Annotated in this window: 25 protein-coding genes; 13 read left to right on the top strand and 12 right to left on the bottom strand. The window is 67.4% G+C overall.

The annotated features are described in order from the left end of the window. Window positions 1-60: 60 nt before the first annotated feature. Window positions 61-1,428, bottom strand: a complete 1,368-nt coding sequence (locus KOF26_RS01060; protein WP_216318643.1) for an aminotransferase-like domain-containing protein — start codon at window positions 1,426-1,428, stop codon at window positions 61-63. Between the two features lie 97 nt (window positions 1,429-1,525). On the opposite strand from KOF26_RS01060, the gene KOF26_RS01055 reads away from it, so the two are divergent. Further along, window positions 1,526-2,176 carry a LysE family translocator gene (locus tag KOF26_RS01055; RefSeq protein ID WP_216318642.1) on the top strand — a complete coding sequence of 217 codons (651 nt, stop codon included), beginning with the start codon at window positions 1,526-1,528 and terminating at the stop codon, window positions 2,174-2,176. Window positions 2,177-2,207: 31 nt separating this feature from the next. On the opposite strand, the gene hmpA is transcribed toward KOF26_RS01055, so the two are convergent. Next, complete coding sequence (hmpA, locus tag KOF26_RS01050; protein ID WP_216318640.1) at window positions 2,208-3,419, bottom strand: NO-inducible flavohemoprotein; 1,212 nt, start codon at window positions 3,417-3,419, stop codon at window positions 2,208-2,210. Between the two features lie 43 nt (window positions 3,420-3,462). Next, a complete protein-coding gene (locus tag KOF26_RS01045) occupies window positions 3,463-3,849 on the bottom strand; it encodes a group III truncated hemoglobin (protein ID WP_216318638.1) in 387 nt (128 codons plus the stop codon). A gap of 85 nt (window positions 3,850-3,934) precedes the next feature. Between KOF26_RS01045 and KOF26_RS01040 the strand changes: the two genes are divergently transcribed. Then, complete coding sequence (locus KOF26_RS01040; RefSeq protein ID WP_216318634.1) at window positions 3,935-4,363, top strand: Rrf2 family transcriptional regulator; 429 nt, start codon at window positions 3,935-3,937, stop codon at window positions 4,361-4,363. Here the strand turns inward: KOF26_RS01040 and KOF26_RS01035 are convergent. Next, window positions 4,349-5,095 (bottom strand): hypothetical protein, encoded by a 747-nt coding sequence (locus KOF26_RS01035; protein ID WP_363181534.1) that lies wholly within the window; start codon window positions 5,093-5,095, stop codon window positions 4,349-4,351. The two genes, KOF26_RS01040 and KOF26_RS01035, sit on opposite strands and share 15 nt — an antisense overlap. A 175-nt stretch (window positions 5,096-5,270) precedes the next feature. Between KOF26_RS01035 and KOF26_RS01030 the strand changes: the two genes are divergently transcribed. After that, a complete protein-coding gene (locus tag KOF26_RS01030) occupies window positions 5,271-5,642 on the top strand; it encodes a PRC-barrel domain-containing protein (RefSeq protein ID WP_216319877.1) in 372 nt (123 codons plus the stop codon). A 50-nt stretch (window positions 5,643-5,692) separates the two neighbouring features. On the opposite strand, the gene KOF26_RS01025 is transcribed toward KOF26_RS01030, so the two are convergent. Then, window positions 5,693-6,091: a DUF1801 domain-containing protein gene (locus tag KOF26_RS01025; RefSeq protein WP_216318631.1), complete on the bottom strand. Its 399-nt coding sequence runs from the start codon at window positions 6,089-6,091 to the stop codon at window positions 5,693-5,695. Window positions 6,092-6,282: 191 nt separating this feature from the next. Here KOF26_RS01025 and KOF26_RS01020 point away from each other — a divergent pair, with 191 nt between their 5' ends. Genes KOF26_RS01020 through KOF26_RS01000 form a run of 5 tightly spaced genes read left to right on the top strand, consistent with a single transcriptional unit; the run spans window position 6,283 to window position 8,875 of the window. Then, window positions 6,283-6,876 carry a helix-turn-helix domain-containing protein gene (locus KOF26_RS01020; RefSeq protein ID WP_216318627.1) on the top strand — a complete coding sequence of 198 codons (594 nt, stop codon included), beginning with the start codon at window positions 6,283-6,285 and terminating at the stop codon, window positions 6,874-6,876. Window positions 6,877-6,927: 51 nt separating this feature from the next. Beyond that, complete coding sequence (locus KOF26_RS01015) at window positions 6,928-7,281, top strand: hypothetical protein (protein WP_216318624.1); 354 nt, start codon at window positions 6,928-6,930, stop codon at window positions 7,279-7,281. Between the two features lie 42 nt (window positions 7,282-7,323). Further along, complete coding sequence (locus tag KOF26_RS01010) at window positions 7,324-7,767, top strand: hypothetical protein (RefSeq protein ID WP_216318621.1); 444 nt, start codon at window positions 7,324-7,326, stop codon at window positions 7,765-7,767. A 38-nt stretch (window positions 7,768-7,805) separates the two neighbouring features. After that, window positions 7,806-8,339, top strand: coding sequence for a JAB domain-containing protein (locus KOF26_RS01005; protein WP_253200933.1), 534 nt, complete (start codon window positions 7,806-7,808; stop codon window positions 8,337-8,339). Window positions 8,340-8,362: 23 nt separating this feature from the next. Continuing rightward, complete coding sequence (locus KOF26_RS01000; RefSeq protein ID WP_216318617.1) at window positions 8,363-8,875, top strand: helix-turn-helix domain-containing protein; 513 nt, start codon at window positions 8,363-8,365, stop codon at window positions 8,873-8,875. Here the strand turns inward: KOF26_RS01000 and KOF26_RS00995 are convergent. The 3 genes from KOF26_RS00995 to KOF26_RS00985 form a co-directional block, all read right to left on the bottom strand. Continuing rightward, entirely contained in the window at window positions 8,868-9,323 is a 456-nt protein-coding gene (locus tag KOF26_RS00995; protein ID WP_216318615.1) for an Lrp/AsnC ligand binding domain-containing protein, read from the bottom strand. The genes KOF26_RS01000 and KOF26_RS00995 overlap by 8 nt on opposite strands. Window positions 9,324-9,462: 139 nt before the next feature. After that, window positions 9,463-11,259 carry an IlvD/Edd family dehydratase gene (locus tag KOF26_RS00990; protein WP_216318612.1) on the bottom strand — a complete coding sequence of 599 codons (1,797 nt, stop codon included), beginning with the start codon at window positions 11,257-11,259 and terminating at the stop codon, window positions 9,463-9,465. 2 nt (window positions 11,260-11,261) lie between these two features. Further along, window positions 11,262-12,413: an aldose epimerase family protein gene (locus KOF26_RS00985; protein ID WP_216318607.1), complete on the bottom strand. Its 1,152-nt coding sequence runs from the start codon at window positions 12,411-12,413 to the stop codon at window positions 11,262-11,264. Between the two features lie 123 nt (window positions 12,414-12,536). Between KOF26_RS00985 and KOF26_RS00980 the strand changes: the two genes are divergently transcribed. Continuing rightward, a complete protein-coding gene (locus tag KOF26_RS00980) occupies window positions 12,537-13,832 on the top strand; it encodes a sugar MFS transporter (RefSeq protein ID WP_253200929.1) in 1,296 nt (431 codons plus the stop codon). Between the two features lie 4 nt (window positions 13,833-13,836). Here the strand turns inward: KOF26_RS00980 and KOF26_RS00975 are convergent, their stop codons facing one another. Next, a complete protein-coding gene (locus tag KOF26_RS00975) occupies window positions 13,837-14,583 on the bottom strand; it encodes a FadR/GntR family transcriptional regulator (protein ID WP_216318602.1) in 747 nt (248 codons plus the stop codon). Between the two features lie 88 nt (window positions 14,584-14,671). On the opposite strand from KOF26_RS00975, the gene araD1 reads away from it, so the two are divergent. Together araD1 and KOF26_RS00965 are read left to right on the top strand one after the other, a co-directional pair. Next, entirely contained in the window at window positions 14,672-15,664 is a 993-nt protein-coding gene (gene araD1, locus KOF26_RS00970) for an AraD1 family protein (protein WP_216319874.1), read from the top strand. Next, window positions 15,664-16,599, top strand: coding sequence for a Gfo/Idh/MocA family protein (locus KOF26_RS00965; protein ID WP_216318599.1), 936 nt, complete (start codon window positions 15,664-15,666; stop codon window positions 16,597-16,599). Before araD1 ends, KOF26_RS00965 begins: the two co-directional genes overlap by 1 nt. A 10-nt stretch (window positions 16,600-16,609) precedes the next feature. Here KOF26_RS00965 and KOF26_RS00960 read toward each other — a convergent pair whose 3' ends face one another. The 3 genes from KOF26_RS00960 to kaiC are packed head-to-tail and all read right to left on the bottom strand — an operon-like array spanning window position 16,610 to window position 20,062. Continuing rightward, window positions 16,610-18,085, bottom strand: coding sequence for a sensor histidine kinase (locus KOF26_RS00960; protein ID WP_216318597.1), 1,476 nt, complete (start codon window positions 18,083-18,085; stop codon window positions 16,610-16,612). Next, on the bottom strand, window positions 18,085-18,369 hold the full coding sequence (locus KOF26_RS00955) for a circadian clock KaiB family protein (protein ID WP_216318594.1): 285 nt from the start codon (window positions 18,367-18,369) through the stop codon (window positions 18,085-18,087). Before KOF26_RS00955 ends, KOF26_RS00960 begins: the two co-directional genes overlap by 1 nt. 10 nt (window positions 18,370-18,379) lie before the next feature. Then, window positions 18,380-20,062 (bottom strand): circadian clock protein KaiC, encoded by a 1,683-nt coding sequence (gene kaiC, locus KOF26_RS00950; RefSeq protein WP_216318591.1) that lies wholly within the window; start codon window positions 20,060-20,062, stop codon window positions 18,380-18,382. Window positions 20,063-20,284: 222 nt separating this feature from the next. Here kaiC and KOF26_RS00945 point away from each other — a divergent pair, with 222 nt between their 5' ends. Then, a complete protein-coding gene (locus KOF26_RS00945; protein ID WP_253200916.1) occupies window positions 20,285-21,679 on the top strand; it encodes a sensor histidine kinase in 1,395 nt (464 codons plus the stop codon). Continuing rightward, on the top strand, window positions 21,676-22,041 hold the full coding sequence (locus tag KOF26_RS00940) for a response regulator (RefSeq protein WP_216318584.1): 366 nt from the start codon (window positions 21,676-21,678) through the stop codon (window positions 22,039-22,041). Before KOF26_RS00945 ends, KOF26_RS00940 begins: the two co-directional genes overlap by 4 nt. Window positions 22,042-22,092 lie beyond the last annotated feature (51 nt).

The following is a 22,092-nucleotide window of genomic DNA, read 5'->3' as shown; positions in this document are numbered from 1 at the left end:
CCTCCGGAATAACATAACGCGCTATATAGCACGTTATCTACCCCGCCAAGCCTTTACGGCTCAGACCAGATCCATGGTCGGCTCTTTTTGCGGGGCGGCGAGGATGAGTTGGAGGCGATGAAGCGCCGTCTCGAGTTCCGCGCGCGAGCGGGAGGCGCCGACGCAGAGGCGGACGCCGGTGATCAGCGCCGGGTCGACGATCGGGGCGCTGGCGGGGGTGAGCTGGACACCGGCACGGAGCGCGCGGGCGACCAGCCGCTCGGCGTCCAGCTCGGGCATGGGCAGCCACAGGTGGGGACAGCGCGCACTGTAGATCGGGCCCAGCCGATCGCCCAGCCGATCAACGGCGAGTGCGGTGCGGGCCTCGACCTCGGCGGCGATCTCGGCGGCGATGGCGTCGGCGGTGCCGTCTTCGATCCATTGGGCCGCGACCAGTCCGCCCAGCGTCGGCGGCGCATAGCTCTGGGCGCGGATCGCCGCCACCAGCCGCTCGAACCACGGCCCGTCCGGCGCGACGAGGAAGCCGGTGCGCAGCCCCGGCGCCACCGTCTTCGACAGGCCGCTCAGATAGAAGCTTCGCTCCGGCGCGAAGCCGGTGAGCGGGGGCGGGGCGGCTTCCCCCGCGAAGGAACCGTAGACATCATCCTCGATGATGAACATGTCGCGGCGTCGGGCGATGGCGGCAATATCCTGGCGGCGCGCGGCCGACATGATCCGTCCGGTCGGGTTTTGCAGGGTCGGCACAATGTAGAGGACGCGCGCCCCTCCTGCCGCGGCGCGATCCAGCGCGTCGGGCAGCATCCCTTCATCGTCCATCGCCACGCCGACCAGCCGGTAGCCGGCATGCTGGGCCAGGGTGCGCGCGCCGAAGAAGGTCGCCGCCTCGACAAGCACCGTGTCGCCCGGTGCGCAGAGTGCCTGGAAGGCAAGCGCCATCGCCTGCTGCGCGCCGGCGGTCACGATCAGTCGCTCCGCATCGACGCCGTCCGGGCCGCCGTGGCGCGCCAGCCATTCCGCCGCGGCGCGACGATGCGACGGCAGTCCCGGCGGCGGGGCATAGCCGAGCGCGTCGAGCAGGTCGGGCCGCCGGCGGAGCCGGGCGAGGGTCGCGGCCAGCCGCCGCTGCGACGGCTCCAGCGGCGGGATATTATGCGACAGCATGATCGTCGCATCCTCGCGGGTCGTTGCCGCCGGGCCGGCGACATAGCTGCCGCTGCCCACCCTCGCCTCGATCAGGCCGCGCCGCGCTGCCTCCGCATAGGCGCTGGTTACCGTGCCGATGCCGATGCCCAGGCGCTGGGCGAGATCGCGATGGGTGGGCAATCTGTGCCCGGCATCGAGACGTCCGGCGGCGATGTCGCGCGCCAGCGCCTCGACCAGCCGCCCGGAGAGCGTGGCCGACGCGCCGTCCAGATCAGGTATCCACATGCGTCACCCGGTTTCTTTGTCACTATGACAATAATTGCTTTGACTGATAAAGTCAGTCGCGACAAATCGCCATTGTCATAGTTCCGGGGTGGTGTCGATGAGCCTTGCAATCCTGATTGCGCTCGCCTTCTTCTGCATGGTGGCCAGCGTCACGCCGGGGCCCAACAACATGATGCTGCTGGCGTCCGGCGCCACCTTCGGGCTCAAGCGGACATTGCCGCACATGATCGGCATTTCCGGCGGCTGCGCGCTGATGGTGCTGGTGCTCGGCTGGGGCGTAGCCGGGCTGATCGACCGCGTGCCGTCGCTCTACACCGTGTTGCACGTCCTTTCGACCATCTACCTGTTATGGCTGGCGTGGCGCATCGCCACCGCCAGCGGCCTCCACGAGGCGGGGGCGCGGGGGCGACCGTTCAGCCTGCTCGACGCCGCGGCCTTCCAATGGGTCAACCCCAAGGCTTGGGCGCTGGTGCTCGGCGCGGTGGCGAGCTTCGCCAGGCCGGGCCATATGACCACCGACGTGCCGGTGATCGCCGCCGTGCTGGTCTTTGTCGGCTTTCCCTGCATCGCGCTGTGGGCGGGCGCGGGGTCGGTTCTGAAGCGCTTTCTCAGGGACGAGCGGGCGCTGCGTATCTTCAACGTCTCGATGGCAGCCCTGCTCGTCCTGTCGATAGCCCCCAGCATGCTGCGCGATGCGCAGTCTCTCTGGGCGAGCGGGCAGCTGGATGCGGGGCGTGTCGCGCCATGATCCTCGACGCGACACGCCCCGCCTTTTTCGGTCAGGCGGCAAGCAGCTCGTCGGCCGGTCCGAAGAACTCATAGTGGATGCGGTCTGACGGCACGCCCGAAAGCGACAGCGCCGACACCGCCGCGCGCAGGAACGGGCGCGGCCCGCACAGATAATAGTCCGCCTCGCCGACCGGGGTGTTGGCGAGCAGCCACTCCTCGGTGATCAGACCGGCATGGTCGTAATCCCGGCCGGCGACTTCATCGGGAAGCGGCGTCTGGTGAAAATCGACGATCCGGATGGCCGCGGTCTTCGCGGCCAGCGCGCGGACATGATCGCGCATCGCGTGCGTGTCGCGATCATGGGTGCCGTGGATATAATAGACGGGCGTCGCCAGCCCACGTGCCGCCACCGTTTCCAGCATCGCCACCATCGGGGTGAGGCCGACCCCGCCCGACAGGAGCACCACCGGCCGCTCCGGGTGATCGGCGAGGAAGAATTCGCCGGCCGGCGGCGACACCTTCAGCACCGTGCCCGGCACCGCCGCGGCATGCAGCCAGCCCGAAGCGAGGCCCTGCGGCTCGCGCTTTACGGAGATGCGATAATATTCGCCGTTCGGTGCGTTGGAGATCGAATAGTTGCGTTTCACCGGCGGCTGTCCGGGAATGGCGAGCCAGAAGGTGAGGTACTGGCCGGGCTTGTGGCGGATCACCGCGCCCTCATCGACGGGACGCAGGATGAAGGAACGGATCACGCTGCTTTCCGTCACCACCTCCGCAACGCGGAAATCGCGCCAGCCGCTCCAGCCACCCTCCGCCTCGGCGAGCGCGCCATAGATGCGGCCCTCGCGAGCGATGAGGATATTGGCGAGGAACCAATAGGCTTCGCCCCAGGCGGCGAGGATTTCCTCGGTCGCAGCGTCACCGAGCACCGCCTTGATCGCGCCGAGCAGCGCGTCAGCGACATGAGGATAATGTTCGGGCAGGATCTGCAGGCCGACATGCTTCTGCGCGATCCGCTCGACTGCGGGCGCCAGCGCGCCGAGATTATCGATGTTCGCCGCATAGGCGAGGATCGCCCCGGTCAGCGCGCGCGGCTGGGAGCCGCTGTCGCCGTGATGCGACTGGTTGAACAGGTCGCGAATGTCCGGGTTGCGGAACATCCTCGCATACATTTCGCGCACGATATCGAGGCCATGGGCCTCGAGCGCCGGAACGGTGGCTTTGACGAGCGCGATGGTGCGCTCGCTGAGTGTCTGCGGCATCAGCGTCTCCTTGGCAGTGGGATGAAGAGTAGGGGGTGCAAGCTCAGCCGGGCGGGGCGCCCATACGGAAGAACAGGGCGAGCTGCAGGCTCTCGCCGATGCGCGCCGCCTTGTCCTGAAGCGCGGCGGCGACGTCCGGCGCGAACAATGCCTCGGTGGTTTCGGCCCACAGGCGCAGCCAGCGGGTGAACAGGGCAGGATCGAGGCGGTCGAGATGGCGCAGATGCGCGGGCACCGGCCGGCCGTTGTACCGGCCGGTGCCCAGCATCACCGAGGACCAGAAGTCGGTCAGCGTCTGGAGGTGCTGGGGCCAATCCCCGACGGCATCGTCGAACACCGGCCCGAGCTCGGCGTCGGCGCGGACGCGGGCATAGAAGGCGTTCACGAGCTGCCCGAGAGCCGCTTCATCCACTGTCACGCCACTGCTCACGACTCATGCCCCAATCATGTATCAAGAATGCATCTATATAGAGCGTTTGAAACATGCAACAGGAATGCATATTATCGAGCGCGCCATGAAACTGACGTTGTTCACGGATTATTCGATGCGCGTGCTGATCCATCTGGGTGGGCGGCCGGAGCGCCTGTGCTCGATCGCGGAGATCGCGCGCACCCACGCCATCTCGCAAAATCACCTGATGAAAGTGGTGAACCAGCTGGTCCGCGCCGGTTATGTGGAGAGCGTGCGCGGGCGGTTCGGCGGCATCCGGCTGGGGCGGCCGCCGGAGGAGATCAATATCGGCGCGCTCGTCCGCCACACGGAAGACGGCTTCTGCCTGGTCGACTGCGGCAATTGCGTCATCGCGCCGGCCTGTGGGCTGACCAGCGTGCTCAAGGAAGCGCTCGCCGCCTTCCTTGCCGTGTTCGACCGTTACACCCTGGCCGATCTGCTCACCCGCCGCGACGATATCGCCCGGCTGCTGATGGCATCAGCCCCCGCCTGAGCCGCCGCCGGGAGGGGGGACGGCGGCCAAATCCGCGGTGTCGTCCTCATCTTCCTCGTCATGGACGCCCATGCCGATGCCGATGCCGGCGCCCATGCCGCCCATTCCCATCCCCATGCCCATCCCCATGCCGCCGCCGCCGCCGCCCCCTCCGCCCTGTCCGTTGCGTTCTCCCTTGTCCTTGCCGGCTCCGCCGCTGGCGGGGCGGGCGGGGCCTTGCATCGGGATGGCGAGATCGGTGGGGATGGCATCGAGGTCGAGCGCCTCGCGGATGAACGCGCGCAGCGATACGACCAGATCCTGGGTGTGGACGGGCCGGCCCGCGACGAGTTCGCGCGCCGCGCGCTCGGCCAGCCGGACATGCTCTTCGGTGCCGAGCAGGATGATGTCGGACAGCGCCGCCTCCACCGCGTCGCGGATGCGCCGCGCGCGATCCGAGCTGGCGACGCGGGCCGCGCTGAGATCGAGCGCCGCCACCTCGGCCTGGCGGTCGACGTCGCGCAAATGGGTGGGATCGACGGCGAGATTGCCGGTGAACGAGCCGCCCAGCGTGCGATAGGCGGCGATCAGGGTGCGCAGCCGCTCGTTGATCTGGCGATTCATCCGCTCCCGCCGCTGCTGGATGGCGACCATCGTCACCAGCCGGATGCCGACGCCGATCAGCGTGACCAGCGCGAGGCCGAGCAGGGTGGTGAACAGGCCATGCCACGAGCTGAGATCAAGGTTGCGCACTGCCGTCTCCCCCGGATGACGTGCGACGAACGTCCCACGCCCGCGCCGGTGCCATGGCCGCGGCCCGACGCGCCGGCGGCGCCGCTTGCCTCATCGGCGCCAGGGAACGGAGAGCGTCGCCGTCTCGTGCGTTGTCGCCCCATATCTAGCCGCCAATCGCGAGGAGATGATCGCCATGTCAAATACCGGTATCGCCACGGATGAAACCAGTCGCCTGATCGCGTCGAACAAGGTGGAAGGCACCGCCGTCTACAATAATCAGGGCGAGAAACTGGGGTCCATCCATAACTTCATGGTCGACAAGCTGTCCGGGCGGGTCGAATATGCAGTGCTCTCGTTCGGGGGATTGTTCGGCATGGGCGGAGATTATTATCCGCTGCCGTGGGACGTGCTGACCTATGACACGGGTCAGGGCGGTTATGTCGTCAATCTGGACAGGGCGGTGCTCGAGAAGGCGCCGCGTTACACCAGCCAGAACGAACCGAGCTTCGATCGCGACTATGGTCGCGAGGTACACGGCTATTATGGGGTGGATTACCCCTATTGATCGAGGTCGCGCGGGGCCGCCGCAGTGTCCCCCGCGCGCTCCTCCTCCGATCAGCGGCGCGCCCGCGTTGCGTTCAGGGCGACCGCTGAGCGGATCAAGGCCGCGAATGCATCCTCGTCGAGGGCAACGCCTTCGGGCAGGTCGATCGCGCGCCGCACATTGCCCTCCAGGCTGGCATTGAACAGCCCGGCCGGGTCGGGCAGCGCGGCCCCTTGCGCGAAGGTGAGCTTGACGACCTTCTTATAGGTTTCGCCGGTGCAGATGATGCCGTGATGGGACCACACCGGCACGCCGCGCCATTTCACCTCCTCGACGACATCGGGGTCTGCCTCGTGGATCAGCGCGCGGACTCGCGCCAGCGTCACCCCGCGCCAATCGCCAAGGCTGCGGATCTTCTCGTCGATCATCGCGGACGGGCTGGCTTCACCCGCCGACGCTTCCTCGCTCATCACCCTTCTCCTGGCAGCCGTGCCGCCCGGGATTAGCGGAGCGCTCGCTCTCCCGGAACCCCTGGCCGTTGCCGGGCCGGGCGCGCGCGGAGGCCGGGAAGCGGAGCCGGCAGGGCCCCGGTCGAAGTCGCCCGGGGCAACCGGGGCGCTGTGCCATGTCGGCACAGCGGTGCCGCCATCGTTGAAACCTCATGGCGCGCCTGATTAACACTCCCGGTGTGACGGCCGATCAACCAGAGGTGTCATCCCTCACGCGCCGCGAGCGCGAATGCCTTCAGCTCGTCAGGCGAGGTCTGGAGTCGAAGGAGATCGCCCGCGAGCTGGGTCTCTCCCACCGCACCGTCGACGCCTATATCGACAATGCCAGACGCCGCCTCAAGGCGACCAGCCGCCGCCACGCCGCCGAGCTTCTTGCCGCGTTCGAGGGCGATCAGGCGATACCGTATCGAATACTACCCGAGCCGCAGACCCTTCCCGCCGCCCCCCTGGCCGGCGCAGATGGGGCGTCGTCCACGCAGCGCCAGGGGCTGGAGGATGAGCCAGATGTATCTGACGCGATGCTCCTCAAGGAGCCGAGCGCGGTCTTCCATCACCTGCCCCTGACGCGAGGATTTCCGCTTCCGTTTCGAACGGATCGGCGTCCCGTGAATGATCTCGGCACTGGCGAGCTCCTCGGAGTGACCGCGGTGCTGGCCGGCGGGTTGGCAATGAGCGCTACCCTGTCGGTGATCGCCCTCGTCCTGCTCATGCACTTTCTCGAGCGCATCGTGCTGGTCGGCGGCTGATCCAAACACGGAAAAACTTCCAGGAACCGCGTTTTTGCGGAAGGGGTAGCCATGCGCAAAGAGACTCTCGCTCTTGTTCGTCAGGTTCGCAAAGACATCCACCTCGCCGAAGCCGCCAATGATGCCTCGCTCGGCCATCTCGGCAAGCTCCTCGCCAGCACCTGCCTCGGCAAGGCCGACGCCGAGCTGGAGCTGGAAGTCGGGCGGGAGGCCATCTCCCGCATCATCGCTGCCATCCGGTTGATGGGCCAGGCGCGCGCCGTCACCTTCGACGTCCACAGCTCCCTGACCATGGATGCGAAGAGGATCCTGCCCTTGTCGATCGGCGACTGGGATTCGCCGGGGATCGCCAAGATGCTCGAGGCAAGCGAGACGCCGGATCTGCGCGTCGTCAACGCCGCCTGATTCCATCTTGACGGGGCTCGGTGGCCCGGCCTGAAAGGGAGGATGGGCCACCAGATCTATTTCCTCGCCCTGTTGGCGGTCTGCACGCTCGCCGCGCTCGCCTTTGGCGGCGCGGCGGAGCGGGTGGGGGCGCTGATGCTGCTCGCCAGCGTCGCGGTCAGCGCGCTCGTGCTGTCGCCCGCGGCCAGCCGCTATACGGGGTTCGAAGGCGTCATGTTCGCAGTCGATGCGGCGGTGACAGCTGCGTTTCTCATGCTGTCGCTTCGCACAACCAGGTTCTGGCCATTATGGATGACCGCGATGCTGGCCGTGGAGACGGCGAGTCATCTGGTGGGATTGCTGGATATTCAGGGACGGGCGGCGCGCATTGTCTATGCGATCCTCGTGCAGGTCTGGATCTATCCGCTCTGCCTGTGTTTGCTGCTTGGGACGATCCGGCACCGGATGCGCGTGGCCAGGCTGGGTGCCGATCCTTCCTGGCGCTGATCCTCGAACCGGTCCTCGGCAAGGGGCCGGGCGGGGAGATGGCGGGGCGGCTCATTGATCGTTTCGGATCGCTTCCCGCGACGCTGTCCGCGGCCGGCTGCGGCCGGCTCGGCGGTGTTCCCGAGGCGGTTGCCGCGCATCTCAGATCCGTCCAGCAGGCGATGCTGCACGCGCTGCGCGTCAGGGCGGCGGATCGGCTCATCCTCAACAGCACGGTGGAGGTCGCCGATTACCTCGGCCTCCGGCTGCGCAACGATCGCGCCGAGCAGATGCTGGCGCTGTTCCTCGACACCGGTAACCGGCTGATCCGTGAAGAGATCATGGCCGTGGGCTCGCTGGCCTCGGTCGAATGCCCGAGCCGGGCGATCGTCGCCCGCGCGCTGGAACTGGGCGCGGCGCGGCTGATCATCGCTCATAACCACCCGTCCGGCTGTGCGGCCCCGTCGCCGGAGGATCGGCGGGCGACCGCCGAACTGGTTCGCGCGGCTGCCTTGTTCGACATCAAGCTGCTCGATCATTTCGTCATCGGCGATGGCGAGATTGCGAGCTTCCGACAGCTGGGCCTGCTCTGAGCACGCCCTCCGGGAAACCTTAAATGAACGCAACAGACTATCTTCCGGCGAGCTGGCAGCTTGCCGAATTCAACGCCCGCCTGTCCGACATCGCTCAAGGACCGCCCGCGGCCGCGGCGCACCCCGGCGAGGCGGCGGAGGAGAGGAGGGATTCCCCGGACTGCACGGGCATGTCGCTCGCCGACCTCGCCCGTTCGCTCTACGCGGAGCGGCGTCTGCGCGAGCGGAGCTTCGGCAGTGACATGTTCGGCGAGCCGGCCTGGGACCTGCTCCTCGACGTGTTCGTTCACGGGCTTCAGGGCAAGGAGATGCTGGTGTCCTCGGCGTGCATCGGGGCCGCCTGCCCGCCATCGACGGCGCTGCGCTATATCACCCTGTTGCTCGACGCAGGCTTGTTGCAGAGCCGGCGGGACAGCACCGACAAGCGCCGCCGCCTGCTTAGCCCGACCGCGCGGGCGGTGGATCATATGAGCGCCTATCTGTCCGCGGTCGCGTCGCGGCGCTGCCTCGTGCCCGGCGTGAAGGCGATCAGATGAGCAGCTCGGCGCTGTTCTTCACCTCTTCGAGCACGGGATAGGTCCGCGTCTCGCGCACCCCCGGCATCTCCACCAGCGAATCCGCGAGGAAGGCCCGATAGGCGGCCATGTCGCGGACCCTCACCTTGAGCAGATAGTCGAAGCCGCCTGCGACCATATGGCATTCCAGTATCTCCGGCACCCGTCTGACGGCTTCGGAAAACTGGCTGAACAGATTGCGGGAGGTGCGATCCAGCAGCACCTCGACGAAGATGAGGAGCGGCTGATCGAGCTTTGATGGATCGAGGACGGCGGTGAAGCCCTTGATGTAGCCGGTGTCGCGCAATCTCTTGAAGCGATCGAAGCAGGCCGATGGCGACAGGCCGCAGCGGTTGGCCAGTTCCTGGTTCGTCATCCGTCCGTTCGACTGGATCGTTCTCAGGATTGTCCGGTCGATATTGTCGAGCATGGAGAGATCTGCCGAGGGCCGAAGAAGCCGGAAGCCTATCCTCCGGCCGGACCTCGCAAAGCTGTGAGGTTGGACAGAGGACAGCCCTCGATTATCGCTCTATGCTGTGGCCTGCGCCGGGCGCTGCTTCCCCGGGGGCTCAGTGATTGTCGCGGGGCAGGCCCCTGGTCTGTGCGATCTTCTGGAAGGCTTCGGCGCCCTCGAGGATCGCGCCGCTTTCCATCTGCCCGATCACGGCACGCTGGATCGCCTGCCACGGCGTCTGCGAGGCGGGATAGGCGAAGCCGCCGGCCTCCTGCAGCGCGCGGCGCCGCTCGGCCAGCTCCTCGTCGGGGATCAGCACGTCGGCGCGGCCCTTGCCGAGGTCGATGCGTACCCGGTCGCCGGTGCGGATGAGGGCGAGGCCACCCATTGCCGCCGCCTCTGGGCTGGCATTGAGGATCGAGGGGCTGCCGCTGGTGCCGGACTGGCGCCCGTCGCCGATGCAGGGCAGCGCATGCACGCCTTCGCGGATCAGATAGGCGGGGGGCCGCATGTTGACCACCTCGGCCGCGCCCGGATAGCCGATCGGCCCGGCGCCGCGCATGAACAGCAGCGTCTCCTCGGTGATCCCGGTGGCGGGATCGTCGATGCGGGCGTGGTAATCCTCCGGCCCGTCGAACACCACCGCCGGCCCCTCGAAGGCGTCGGGATCGGCCGGGTTGGAGAGATAGCGCTGGCGGAACTCGTCCGAGATGACGCTGGTCTTCATGATCGCCGAATCAAACAGATTGCCGCGCAGCACGATGAAGCCGGCTTCCTCCTTGAGCGGCTGGGCGAACGGGCGGATCACCCGCTCGTCCTCGATCGCGGCCCCCCGGCAATTGTCGCCGATCGTCCGGCCGTTGGCGGTCATCGCGCCTTCGTGGATCAGCCCCTGGCCGATCAGCTGGGCGATCACCGCCGGCACGCCCCCGGCGCGATAATAATCCTCGCCGAGATATTCGCCCGCAGGCTGGAGATTGACGAGCAAAGGCACCTTGTGGCCACGCTCCTGCCAGGTGTCGATCGGCAGATCGACGCCGACGTGGCGGGCGATGGCGGCGAGGTGGATCGGCGCGTTGGTCGATCCGCCGATCGCGGAATTGACGACGATGGCGTTTTCGAACGCTTCGCGGGTGAGGATATCGGAGGGCTTCAGATCCTCGGCGATCATCTCCACGATGCGCAGGCCGCTGTGGTAGGCGACCTCCTGCCGATCCCGATAAGGCGCCGGGATCGCTGCCGAGCCGGGAAGCGACATGCCCAGCGCCTCGGCGAGCGAATTCATCGTCGTCGCCGTGCCCATCGTATTGCAATAGCCGGTCGACGGCGCCGAACTGGCGACGAGGCGGATGAACTGCTTGTCGTCTATCTCGCCGGCGGCCAGCATCTCGCGCGCCTTCCACACGATCGTGCCCGATCCGGTGCGCTCGCCCTTGTGCCAGCCGTTGAGCATCGGCCCGACCGACAATGCGATCGCCGGAATATTCACCGTCGCCGCCGCCATCAGGCAGGCCGGCGTGGTCTTGTCGCAGCCGATGGTCAGCACCACGCCGTCGATCGGATAACCGTAGAGCAGCTCCACCAGGCCGAGATAGGCGAGGTTGCGATCGAGGCCCGCGGTCGGCCGCTTGCCGGTCTCCTGGATCGGATGGACGGGGAATTCGATGGCGATGCCGCCGGCCTCGCGGATGCCCTCGCGCACCCGCTCGGCAAGGACGAGGTGATGGCGATTGCATGGCGACAGGTCGCTGCCGGTCTGGGCGATGCCGATGATCGGCTTGCCCGACTGCAATTCCTCCAGGCTGATCCCATAGTTGAGATAGCGCTCCAGATAGAGCGCGGTCATGTCGATGTTCGCCGGATTGTCGAACCATGCGCGGGAACGGAGCTTGGGCGGCGTCTTGTCGGTCATGATCAGCGGCCTTGAGTGGTCGACACCCGGAAAACCATCCGGTGATGATAGGGATGCGCCGGATCGACGCGCGCCGATCCGAACGAGGGCTGGTTGGGCGTATCGGGGAATTTCTGCGGCTCCAGCGCGATGCCGTCGCCCATGCGATAGAGATGGCCGGCCTTGCCGACGATCGTGCCGTCGAGGAAATTGCCCGTGTAGATCTGCACGCCCGGCTGATCGGTGAGCACCTCCAGCACCCTGCCGGAGTCCGGATCCTCGAGGCGCGCGGCAAGCTTCGGCTCGGGCGTGGCGCCGGCATCGAGCACGAAATTATGGTCGATGCCGCGGCCGAACAGGATCTGCCGGTCGCGGCCGTCGCGGATGCCGTCCTCGATGGTGCGGGCGCGCGTGAAGTCGAACGGCGTGCCGGCGACCGGCGCCAGCTCGCCGGTCGGGATCAGCGCGGCGTTGACCGGCGTGAACCGGCGCGCCGGCATCATCAGCCGATGGCGAAGGATGCCACCGGGAGCGCCTTCGCCGGCGAGATTGAAGATGGCATGGTTGGTGAGGTTGACGATGGTCGGAGCGTCGCTGGTCGCGTCATAGTCGATCGTCAGATTGCCGGCGTCGTCCAGCGCATAGGTTGCCGTCACCTCCAGCTTGCCGGGATAGCCCTGGTCGCCGGCCGGGCTGGTGAGGGCGAGGGTAACGCTGGCCGCAGCGCCGCTCTTCACCCCGGTGATCCGCCACGGCCTCTTGTCGAAGCCCTGGGTGCCGCCATGCAGCGAATTGGTCTTGTCGTTGAGCGGCAGCTGGTAGCTCTGCCCGTCCAGCGTGAACTTGCCCCCGGCGATGCGATTGGCATAGCGGCCGATGCTCGCGCCCCAGAAATTGGGCCGCGCGACATAGTCGGCGAGCGTGTCGTAGCCGAGCTCGATATCGACCGTCCTGCCGCTCCGGTCCGGCACGTTGAACGCCTGGAGCGTCGCGCCGAACGAGATGATGCGCGCGCTGACCCCGTTGCGGGCGCTCAGCGTCACCGCCTCGATCGCGGTGCCGTCGGCGAGCGTGCCGAACGCCTCGCGCTTCGCCTCTGCGGCGTGGACCCCGGTGGCGGTCATCGCCGCCACCAGTCCCGCCGCACCGAGGCCCGTTTTTCCGAAGAAGCGCATCGACATTCCCCTCCGCCGGCGCCCGTTGACGCCCCGTTTGCCGATATATAGTCTGACAAAAAGAATAAGGGCAAGCCGCGGCTGACGGTCTTGCCGAGGGAAGGATTGCCGATGCCAGCGCCCATGTCCGCCTCTCTCGATCCGTCGCATCATCATGCCGAAGGCGGCAGCTATCGTCCGGCGCTGACGCTGCTGGCGACATTGTTCTTCATGTGGGGTTTCATCACCGTCATCAACAACACGCTGCTGCCGCACCTGCGCAGCGTCTTCGACCTCACCTACACTCAGACAACGCTGATCGAGAGCGTGTGGTTCATCGCTTATTTCGTCGCCTCGATCCCGGCGGCGCGGCTGATCGAGCGGATCGGCTATCGCAAGTCGCTGGTCACCGGCCTGGCGATCATGGCGGCCGGCGCGCTGGTGATGATCCCCGCGGCGCGCATCCCTTCCTACGGCGTCACCCTCGTCGCGCTGTTCGTGATCGCGAGCGGCATCACCCTGCTACAGGTCGCCGCCAATCCTTATGTCGCGGTCGTCGGCCGGCCCGAGACGGCCTCGTCCCGGCTCAATCTCGTCCAGGCGTTCAACTCGCTCGGCACGACGCTGGCGCCGCTGTTCGGCGGCTATCTGATCCTCGGCCGCTCGACCTCGGGCACCAGCATGGCCGGGGCGGCCGCGCTGACCCCTGCCGAGCGGCTGGCCGACGCGCAGGCCGTGCAGCTGCCCTATTTCATCGTCGCGATGGTGCTGATCGTCCTCGCCGTGGTGATCGCGCGCTTCCCGCTGCCGGCGATGGGGGCGTCGGTGCGCCGCGCCGCACGCGAGGAGCGGCGCGGCCACTCGCTGTGGCGTCACCGCAATCTGGTGTTCGGCGTGCCGGCGATCTTCATCTACCTGATCGCCGAGATCGGCGTGTCCAACCTGTTCATCAACTTCGTGTCGCAGCCGCAGATCGGCAACCTGACTCATGAGCAGGCCTCCCATTATCTGTTCCTGCTTTGGGGCGGGATGATGGTCGGCCGCTTCGTCGGCAGTTTCCTGATGCAGCGCATCGCCGCCGAGCATGTGCTGGCGGCGGCGAGCATCCTTGCCTTCGCGGTGATGATGATCGCGACGCTCGCCACCGGCCATCTCGCCATGTGGGCGCTGATCTCGGTGGGGCTGTTCCACTCCATCATGTTCCCCACCATCTTCACTCTCGGCATTCGCGGCCTCGGCCCGCTGACCGAGGAGGGGTCGGGCCTGTTGATCATGGCCATCGCGGGTGGCGCGCTGGTGGTGGTGCAGGGCAAGCTTGCCGACGCCTATGGCCTGCAAATGTCCTTCCTGCTGACCGCGGCGTGCGAGCTCTATGTGCTGTTCTACGCGCTGTGGGGCGCGCGCCCGACACAGGCGCTGCCGGATCAGCAGATCGCCTGAAAGCTCAGGCCATCGAGCTGCGCGTATCCTCCAGCGCCAGCGCGACGAGCTGGCGCATCGCCTCGCTCGCCGCGTCGGCATCGCCCAGCGCGATGGCGTCGTAGACGCGGACATGATCGGGGATCGGGTTGCGGGGGAGCGCGCGGGAGCGCTGCTTGAACTGCGTCGTCCAGTTGACCGCAGCGCCGATGCTGGCGCTCAGCGTGATCAGCGCGTCGTTACGGGTCGCCTGCAGGATCGCGGTGTGGAAATCGCGATCGGCGGTGCGCCCGGCCTCGGTGGCCAGCGAATGCTGGCGCATCGCCCCCAGGGCAGCCTTCATCGCCTTGAGGTCCGCACGGTCGCGCCGCTCGGCGGCGAGGCGCGCCGCGGCCGGCTCGACGATGGCGCGCAGCTCGAACAGGTTGCGGATGAATTCCATGTCCGCCTCGCCGGAGAACGACCAGGCGAGCACGTCGGGATCGAGGAGGTTCCAGCGATTGCGCGGCAGCACGCGGGTGCCGGCCTTGGGACGGCTTTCCACCAGGCCCTTGGCGGTGAGCACCTGCACCGCCTCGCGATAGGCGCTGCGCGAGACGTTGAGCGTCTCGGAAAAGGCGATCTCGCTCTCCAGCCGGTCGCCCGGCTGATATTCGCCCGAGACGATCGCGGCGCCGAGCTTGTGCGCGATTGCTCCGTGCAGGCGGCGCCCGGTGCCGCGTGGTGCGCGGCCGCTGCCGCCTTCTTCGTCCAACGTAATATCGCTCGTCATTTTGCCCCCTCTGCTCGTTCTAACACGAGACATTGCCGATCGCGACCGCCTGAAATATGTCTGAGTAATTGCCAATCGGAGGATGGATATGGGGATGCGCCTGTTGCAGCATCGCGGGGCGGACGGCGCGCGATCGGTGATCGCTGCCAGCAATGATCGCGCCGCGTTCGTGCCCGGCGCCGAAAGCGTGCGGGCGCTGGCGCTCGCCGCCATTGCCGCCGGGCATAGCCTTGCCGACGAGGTGGCGGCGCGCGGAAACGGGGCGACGGTCGACCCCGCCGCAGAGCTCGCGGCCGGCCGGCTTATCGCCCCGATCGACCATCCCGATCCGGCCCATCTGCTGATGACGGGCACGGGCCTCACCCATCTCGGCTCGGCCGAGGGGCGCGACAAGATGCATCGGGAGGCCGCGGCCGCCGAGCAGCAGACCGATTCGATGCGCATGTTCCTGGCCGGCGTGGCCGGCGGCAAGCCCGGGCCGGGCGAGATCGGCCAGCAGCCGGAATGGTTTTACAAGGGCGACGGCTCTCAGCTCGTCGGGCCCGAGGCGCCGCTCGCCATGCCCGCCTTCGCGCAGGACGGCGGCGAGGAGCCGGAGCTTGCCGGCATTTACCTGATCGGTGACGACGGCACGCCGTTCCGCCTCGGCCTGTGCCTCGCCAACGAGTTCAGCGATCACGTCACCGAGCGGCACAATTATCTGTGGCTGGCCCATTCCAAGCTGCGCCAGGCGGCGATCGGCCCCGAACTGCTCCTCGGCGCGGCGCCCGCCGATGTGCGGGGCACCAGCCGCATCGTCCGTGACGGGGCAATGATCTGGGAGAAGCCGTTCCTGTCCGGCGAGGCGAACATGTCCCACAGCCTCGCCAATCTGGAACATCATCACTTCAAATACCCGCTGTTTCGCCGGCCGGGCGATGTTCACGTCCATTTCTTCGGCACGGCGACGCTGTCGTTCAGCGATGCCGTCCGAACCGAGGCCGGCGACATATTCGAGATCGAGGCCGCGCCATTCGCTTTGCCGCTACGCAACACGCTGGTCCGCGCCGCCGAGGATCTGGTCGCGGTGAGGCAGCTCTGATGGCCGGTCCGATCCGCATCGCGGTGATCGGCCTCGGCAAGATCGCGCACGACCAGCATCTGCCGGCCATCGCCGCCAACCCCGCTTTCCAGCTCGCCGCCACCGCCAGCACCCATGGCGAAGGGGTGGGCGGGTTGCCGCGCTTCGCCACGCTCGACGAGATGCTGGCTTCCGGTGTGGCGGTGGACGCGGTCGCGCTCTGCACGCCGCCGCAGGTCCGCTACCAGCTCGCCGCCCAGGCTATCGCGGCGGGCAAGCATGTTTTCCTCGAAAAGCCGCCCGGCGCGACGCTCGGGGAAGTGGCGATCCTCGATGCGCAGCGGCAGGCGGCCGGCGTCACCCTCTTCGCGAGCTGGCATTCGCGCTATGCCGCTGGCGTCGGCCCGGCGCGGGACTGGCTGGCCGAGCGCGAGATAAGAAGCGCCAGCATCGTCTGGCGCGAGGATGTCCGCGTCTGGCATCCGGGACAGGCATGGATCTGGGAGCCGGGCGGGCTGGGCGTGTTCGATCCCGGGATCAACGCGCTGTCGATCGCGACATATATTCTGCCGCACCCCTTTTTCGTCGAGCGGAGCGTGCTGTCGATCCCGGCGAACCGCGCCGCCCCGATCGCCGCCGACCTTTCGTTTCGCGACGTCGCGGGCGCGGCCATTCGCATGGACCTCGACTGGCGCCAGACGGGGCCGCAAAGCTGGGACATCAGCGTCGACACCGATCGCGGCACCCTCAGGCTGGAGAAGGGCGGGACGGTGCTGACCTTGCCCGGCGAGGCGCCGAGGATCGCCGAGGATCGCGAATATCCCGAACTCTACGCCCGCTTCGCCGCGCTGATCGACGCCGGGACGAGCGATGTCGACATCGCCCCGATGCGCCTCGTGGCCGACGCCTTCCTGTGCGGGGATCGCCGGATCGTCGAGGCGTTCAGCGAGCCGTGACGCGGCCCGGCTAGGCCGCCTCGGAAAGCTCCAGCGGCACGTACATGCGGCACACCAGGCCTTCCGGATGGAATTCGACCTCGGTGGGGCGCAGGCCGCTGCCGGCAAGGCCGCGCGCGATCACGGTCTGGCCGAAGCCCATTTTCTCCGGCGCGACGACCGGCGGACCGCCTATTTCCTGCCAGCTGATCTCGACCGTGGTGCCGTCGATCACGGTGCCGATGGCGATGCGGCCGTCCTCCGTGGACAGCGCGCCATATTTGACCGCATTGGTCACCAGCTCGTGCAGGATCAGCCCCAGCGCCACCGCCGTATTCGGTGCGATGCGAACCTTGCCGAGGGCTAGGTGCACGCGATCGCTGCCCAGCGTGACGTATGGGGCCAGCTCCGCGTTGATCAGCTCCTCCAGCGACAGGCCGCTCCAGGTGCCCTCGGCGAGCAGGCTGTGCGTGGCGGCCAGCGCCTCGACCCGGCGCCCGAAGGCGGTGCGGAAATCGGCCATGTCCCTGGCGCCGGCGATGGTGCGATTGGCGATCGACATGACGAGGGTGAGGGTGTTGCGGACGCGATGGGTGAGTTCGCCCATCAGCAGCGCCTGCCGCCGCTCGGCGGCGCGCCGCTCGGTGACGTCGGCGATCGTCACGATGGCGCCACCGATCACGTCGCCCGACTGGCGGAGCGGCCCGGCGCTGAGCAGCAGGTCGCGGGTGCGATCGTCCTGCTTCAAGGTCGCCTCGATGCCGCGCACCGCCGTGCCGGCCAGCGCCACGCCGATCAGATCGCCGCCACCCATCAGGCCGGAGCTGAGCCCGAAGCCAAAGTGGAAAGCCCGATCGAACGACTTCCCGATGCTGCTGCCCTCGTGAAACTGGCGCACGCCGGCATTGGCATGGGTGATCACGCCGTCGCGATTGACGACCACCACGGCCTCGTTGGAGGAAGCCATGATCGAGCGGCCGATGCGGTCGCTCTCATGGGCTGCCTCGGTCTCGATCCGCTCGGTGACGTCGGTGAAGGTGATGGCATGGCCCCGCCCGAAGCCGAGCGACAGCGGCGCCGCCGCCACCTCGACGTGGCAATAGCCGCCGGCGCAGGGCAGGGCGACCTGGCGGCTGCGGCGGTTATTCTCCGCATCGCGGATCAGTGCCCGCACGATCCGCGCGGCATCGTCGCCCAGCGCGGCGAAGATGCCGTCGCGTTGCAGATCCTTGGCGCTGCGACCGAGCAGCGAGCACAGCGCGGCATTGGCGTAGATCAGCTTGCCGTCGGCATCGAGCGCCGTGGCGCCGATGTCCATCGCCTCCATGAAGGCGCGATAGCTGTCCTGCCCGCCCAGCGCGAAGACCTCGTCCTGCTGCGGCCCGCGCACGACAAGCGCATCGACCTCCCCCTCACGGATGGCACGGATCGTATCCTCGGCCTCGGCGAGGCGGCGGCGGAGCTCGGCCTCGCGCTCGCCGCCTTGCGCGGCTCCGAGGCTGGCCATCAATTCTCGACCTTAAGATGGACGAGAACCCGCTCCTGATCGGAAAGGTCGCCGATGATCTTCTGCACCGGCACCGGCAGCGAGCGGACCAGGGTCGGGATTGCGACGATATTATGTTCCCGGGCCAGATGCGGGTGCTGGCGCAGGTCGATCACCTCGATCTCATATTGGCCCGCCAGCTCCTCGGCGATGCGCTCCAGATTACGGATCGCGGCCACCGATTTCGGCGTCTGTCCTGCAACATAGAGGGTGAGCTTGCGCGGCTTGTTGTCTGCCTCTGCCATTGCCTCGTCCTCACCCACGTTTGGCGTTTCCGCGTGCCATTGCCATATTCGCCGCATCCTGTTGCGCCTGGTCCAGATAGGCGGTTTCCTGGGCGACGAGGCCGCTCAGCTCAATCTCGTCGGCCTCCAGCTCCGCTTCCAGTGCCTCGATCTGGGCCTGGGTGCGTCGGCGGCGCTGGGTGATCTTGTCCTGAAGCCGCGCCGCGTCCGCCCGCCGCACCGCTTCAAGCCGCCGGCTGCGCGCTTCCTCGAAACGGCGCGCGGAGCCGGTAAGGGCGCCATTCTCGCCGAGATAGGGCTCGACCAGTCGCATGCCGTTCTCGCTCATCACGAATTCGCGCACCTGGTTGGAGTGGGCGATACCGCGCGCCTTGAGGAGATAGAGCTCGCGGTTGAACTCGCCGCTCACCTCGCGATTGAGCAGCATGATCCAGGCATCCATCAGCGACGAGAGGCCGGCGTCGGTCTGCGCCTCGTTCTGGACATGGGCGAGGTGGGTGAACACGCCGGTGATGCCCAGGCTCTTCAGATAGTCGATCACCCGCAGGAGCATCGACTGCACTTCCTGCTTGTCGCCGGAATCGAGGAAAGCGGAGATCGGGTCCATCGCCACCAGCGTCGGCTGGAAGCGCTGGATCTCGCGCAGCATGATCGCGAGGTGCATCTCAAGGCTGTAGAAGGTCGGTCGCGAGGCGTTGCACGCGAGCAGGCCGGCGTCGATGCAAGGCTGCAGGTCGAGCCCGATCGAGCGCATGTTGCGCACCGTCTGCTGGGCCGATTCCTCGAACGAGAAGTAAAGCGCCCGCTCGCCGCGCGCGCAGGCGGCGGCGCAGAAGGCGGCGGCGATCGAGCTCTTTCCCGATCCGGCCACGCCGCTCAGCAGGATGCTGCTGCCGCGATGGAAGCCGCCGCCCGACAGCATCGCGTCGAGATCGGGGACGCCGGACGAGATGCGCTCGTCATGCACCTGGTGGCCGAGCCCGAGCGAGCTAACCGGAAGCACCGAGAAGCCGTCCTCGCCGATCAGGAACGGATATTCGTTGGTGCCATGGGCGGTGCCGCGATATTTGACGATGCGCAGCCGCCGCGTTGACACCTGATTGAGAACGCGGTGATCGAGCAGGATCACGCAATCGGAAACATATTCCTCCAGGCCCTGGCGGGTCAGCGTGCCGTCGCCGCGCTCGCCGGTGATGACCGCGGTGAGGCCCTTTTCCTTCAGCCAATCGAACAGGCGACGGATTTCCGCGCGGAGGATGGCGGGGTTCTGGAAGGCGGAGAACAGGCTCTCGATGGTGTCGAGCACGATCCGCTTGGCGCCGATCTCCTCCACCGCCAGCTCGAGCCGCAGGAACAGCGCCTCGAGATCATAGTCTCCGACCTCGGCAAGCTCGGAGGGGTCGATGGCGATGTGCTCGATATGGATTTTCTTCGCCGCGATCAGTTCGCCCAGGCCGAAGCCGAGCGAGGCGACATTGTCTACGATGTCGACCGGCCGCTCCTCGAAGGTGACGAAGATGCCGGGCTCGTCCTCGTCGCGGACGCCGTTGATCAGGAAAGTCGAAGCGAACAGCGTCTTGCCGCAGCCCGCCGAGCCGCAGACCAGTGTCGGGCGCCCACGCGGCAGTCCGCCGAGAGTCAGGTCATCGAACCCATCAATCCCCGTGCGCGCCTTCGCGATCCCGTCCGTCACTGAGCTTTCGTCCCCTGGCCAACCGGTCCACATAGAACAATGTTACGGGCTCGCGCTATCATGTGGATCAATCGCCCGGCGCAGGCGGGCGGTGATCGGGGGCGGCACGTCGCATCACGGAAATGTCGCGGGCGATCGGCAGATAAATATTTACCGCAGAACTTTGCCGCCGATAGAGCATTCATTACCGCGAAACGGGGTGAGACACGCGAGCATGCCTGCATGAAGGAGGACAATTCCGCGGCGGCATCGCGGAGGAGCGAGGAACGGTTCCGGGCGTTCGTCACAGCCAGTACCGACGCGGTCTACCGGGTGAGCCCGGACTGGTCGGAGTTGCGCGAGCTTGATGGCCGCGGTTTCCTCCACGACACGCAGGCCCCGCGCAGCAATTGGCTGGACGATTATGTCGAGACGGAGGATCAGCCGCGGGTGAAGGCGGCGATCGCAGAGGCGATCCGCTCCCGCGGCGTCTTCGAGCTGGAGCATCGCGTGCGGCGGGTCGATGGCACGCTCGGCTGGACACTGTCCCGCGCCGTGCCGATCCTCGATGACGACGGCGAGGTTGTCGAATGGCTCGGCGCCGCCAGCGACGTCACCGCCCGCCGCGAGGCGCAGGAGGAGCTGGCCCGCGTCACCGCCGAATCGGAGCGTCAGAAGCATTTCTACGAGGCGCTGATCTCCAGCACCCCCGATCTCATCTACGCCTTCGACCGCGACTATCGCTTCATTTTCGCCAATCAGGCGCTGCTCGGCATGTGGAACCGGACGCTGCCGGACTCGATCGGGCGGACCCTGCTCGAAGTCGGTTATGAGCCGTGGCACGCCGAGATGCACGAGCGCGAGATCGACGAGGTGGCCGCCACCGGCAAGCCGGTTCGCGGGGAGGTCGGCTTTCCGCACGCCACGCTCGGCTGGCGAATCTACGACTATATCCTGACGCCGATCATGAATGCGGCCGGAGGCGTCGAATCGATCGGGGGCACCACTCGCGACATCACCGACATCAAGCGCGCCGAGGAGCATCTCAAGCTGCTCATCAACGAGCTGAACCATCGGGTGAAGAACACGCTGGCGACGGTGCTGTCGATCGCCAGCCAGACATTCCGTGGTGGTGCCGCCGAGCCCCGCGCACGCGCCGCGTTCGAGGCGCGACTGATCGCGCTGTCCGATGCGCACACCATCCTCACCCGCAGCAATTGGGAAGGGGCGAGCCTGCGGGCCATCGCCGTCCAGGCTCTCGCGCCGTTCCATGGGGACGGCACCGATCCCGATCGCATCAGCGTGGACGGCGCGGACATCCAGTTGCGGCCGCAGATGGCGGTGGCGCTGGCCATGGCCCTCCACGAGCTGGCGACGAACGCGGTCGATCACGGCGCGCTATCCGGCGATGCCGGGCGGGTGTCGCTGAGCTGGACGTGCGACGGGCAAATGCTGAGCATCAGCTGGCGGGAGGTCGGCGGGCCGGCCGTCGCGCCGCCGAGCCGTCGTGGCTTCGGCGCTCGGCTGGTCGAGCAGGGCCTGCCGCGCGAATTGAACGGCAGCGTGCAGCTCGATTATCAGCCCGCCGGCGTCATATGCACGATCAAAGTACCGATTTCGGAAAAGGACCAGGAATGAGCAGCGGGAATTGGGTGGGGCGACGGATCCTCGTTGTGGAGGACGAGGCGGTCGTCGCGATGCTGCTTGAGGATATGCTCATAGACCTTGGCTGCGAGATTGTCGGGCCGGTCGCCAATGTCGAGCAGGCGCTCGCCGTGCTCGACGCCGAGACGGTCGACGCCGCGGTGCTCGACGTCAACCTGAACGGCCAGCCGAGCTATCGCATTGCCGACGCGCTGGCCGACCGCGGCCGGCCGTTCCTGTTCATCACCGGCTATGGCGAAGCCGGCCTCGATGACGGCTATCGGCAAAGACCGGTCGTCCAGAAGCCGTTCACGCGCGAGCGGCTTGCTCAGGCGCTCGGCGGCCTGGACCTCTGATCCGCCGCTCTATTGCGCTGATATCTTTACCTTCACCATTCCCCGGGCCGC

The sequence above is a fragment of the Sphingomonas quercus genome (genome assembly GCF_018863195.1).
Classification (GTDB): domain Bacteria; phylum Pseudomonadota; class Alphaproteobacteria; order Sphingomonadales; family Sphingomonadaceae; genus Solisphingomonas; species Solisphingomonas quercus.
The sequence above is the reverse complement of the archived record's forward strand: the minus strand, read 5'-3'. Positions and strand labels throughout refer to the sequence as shown.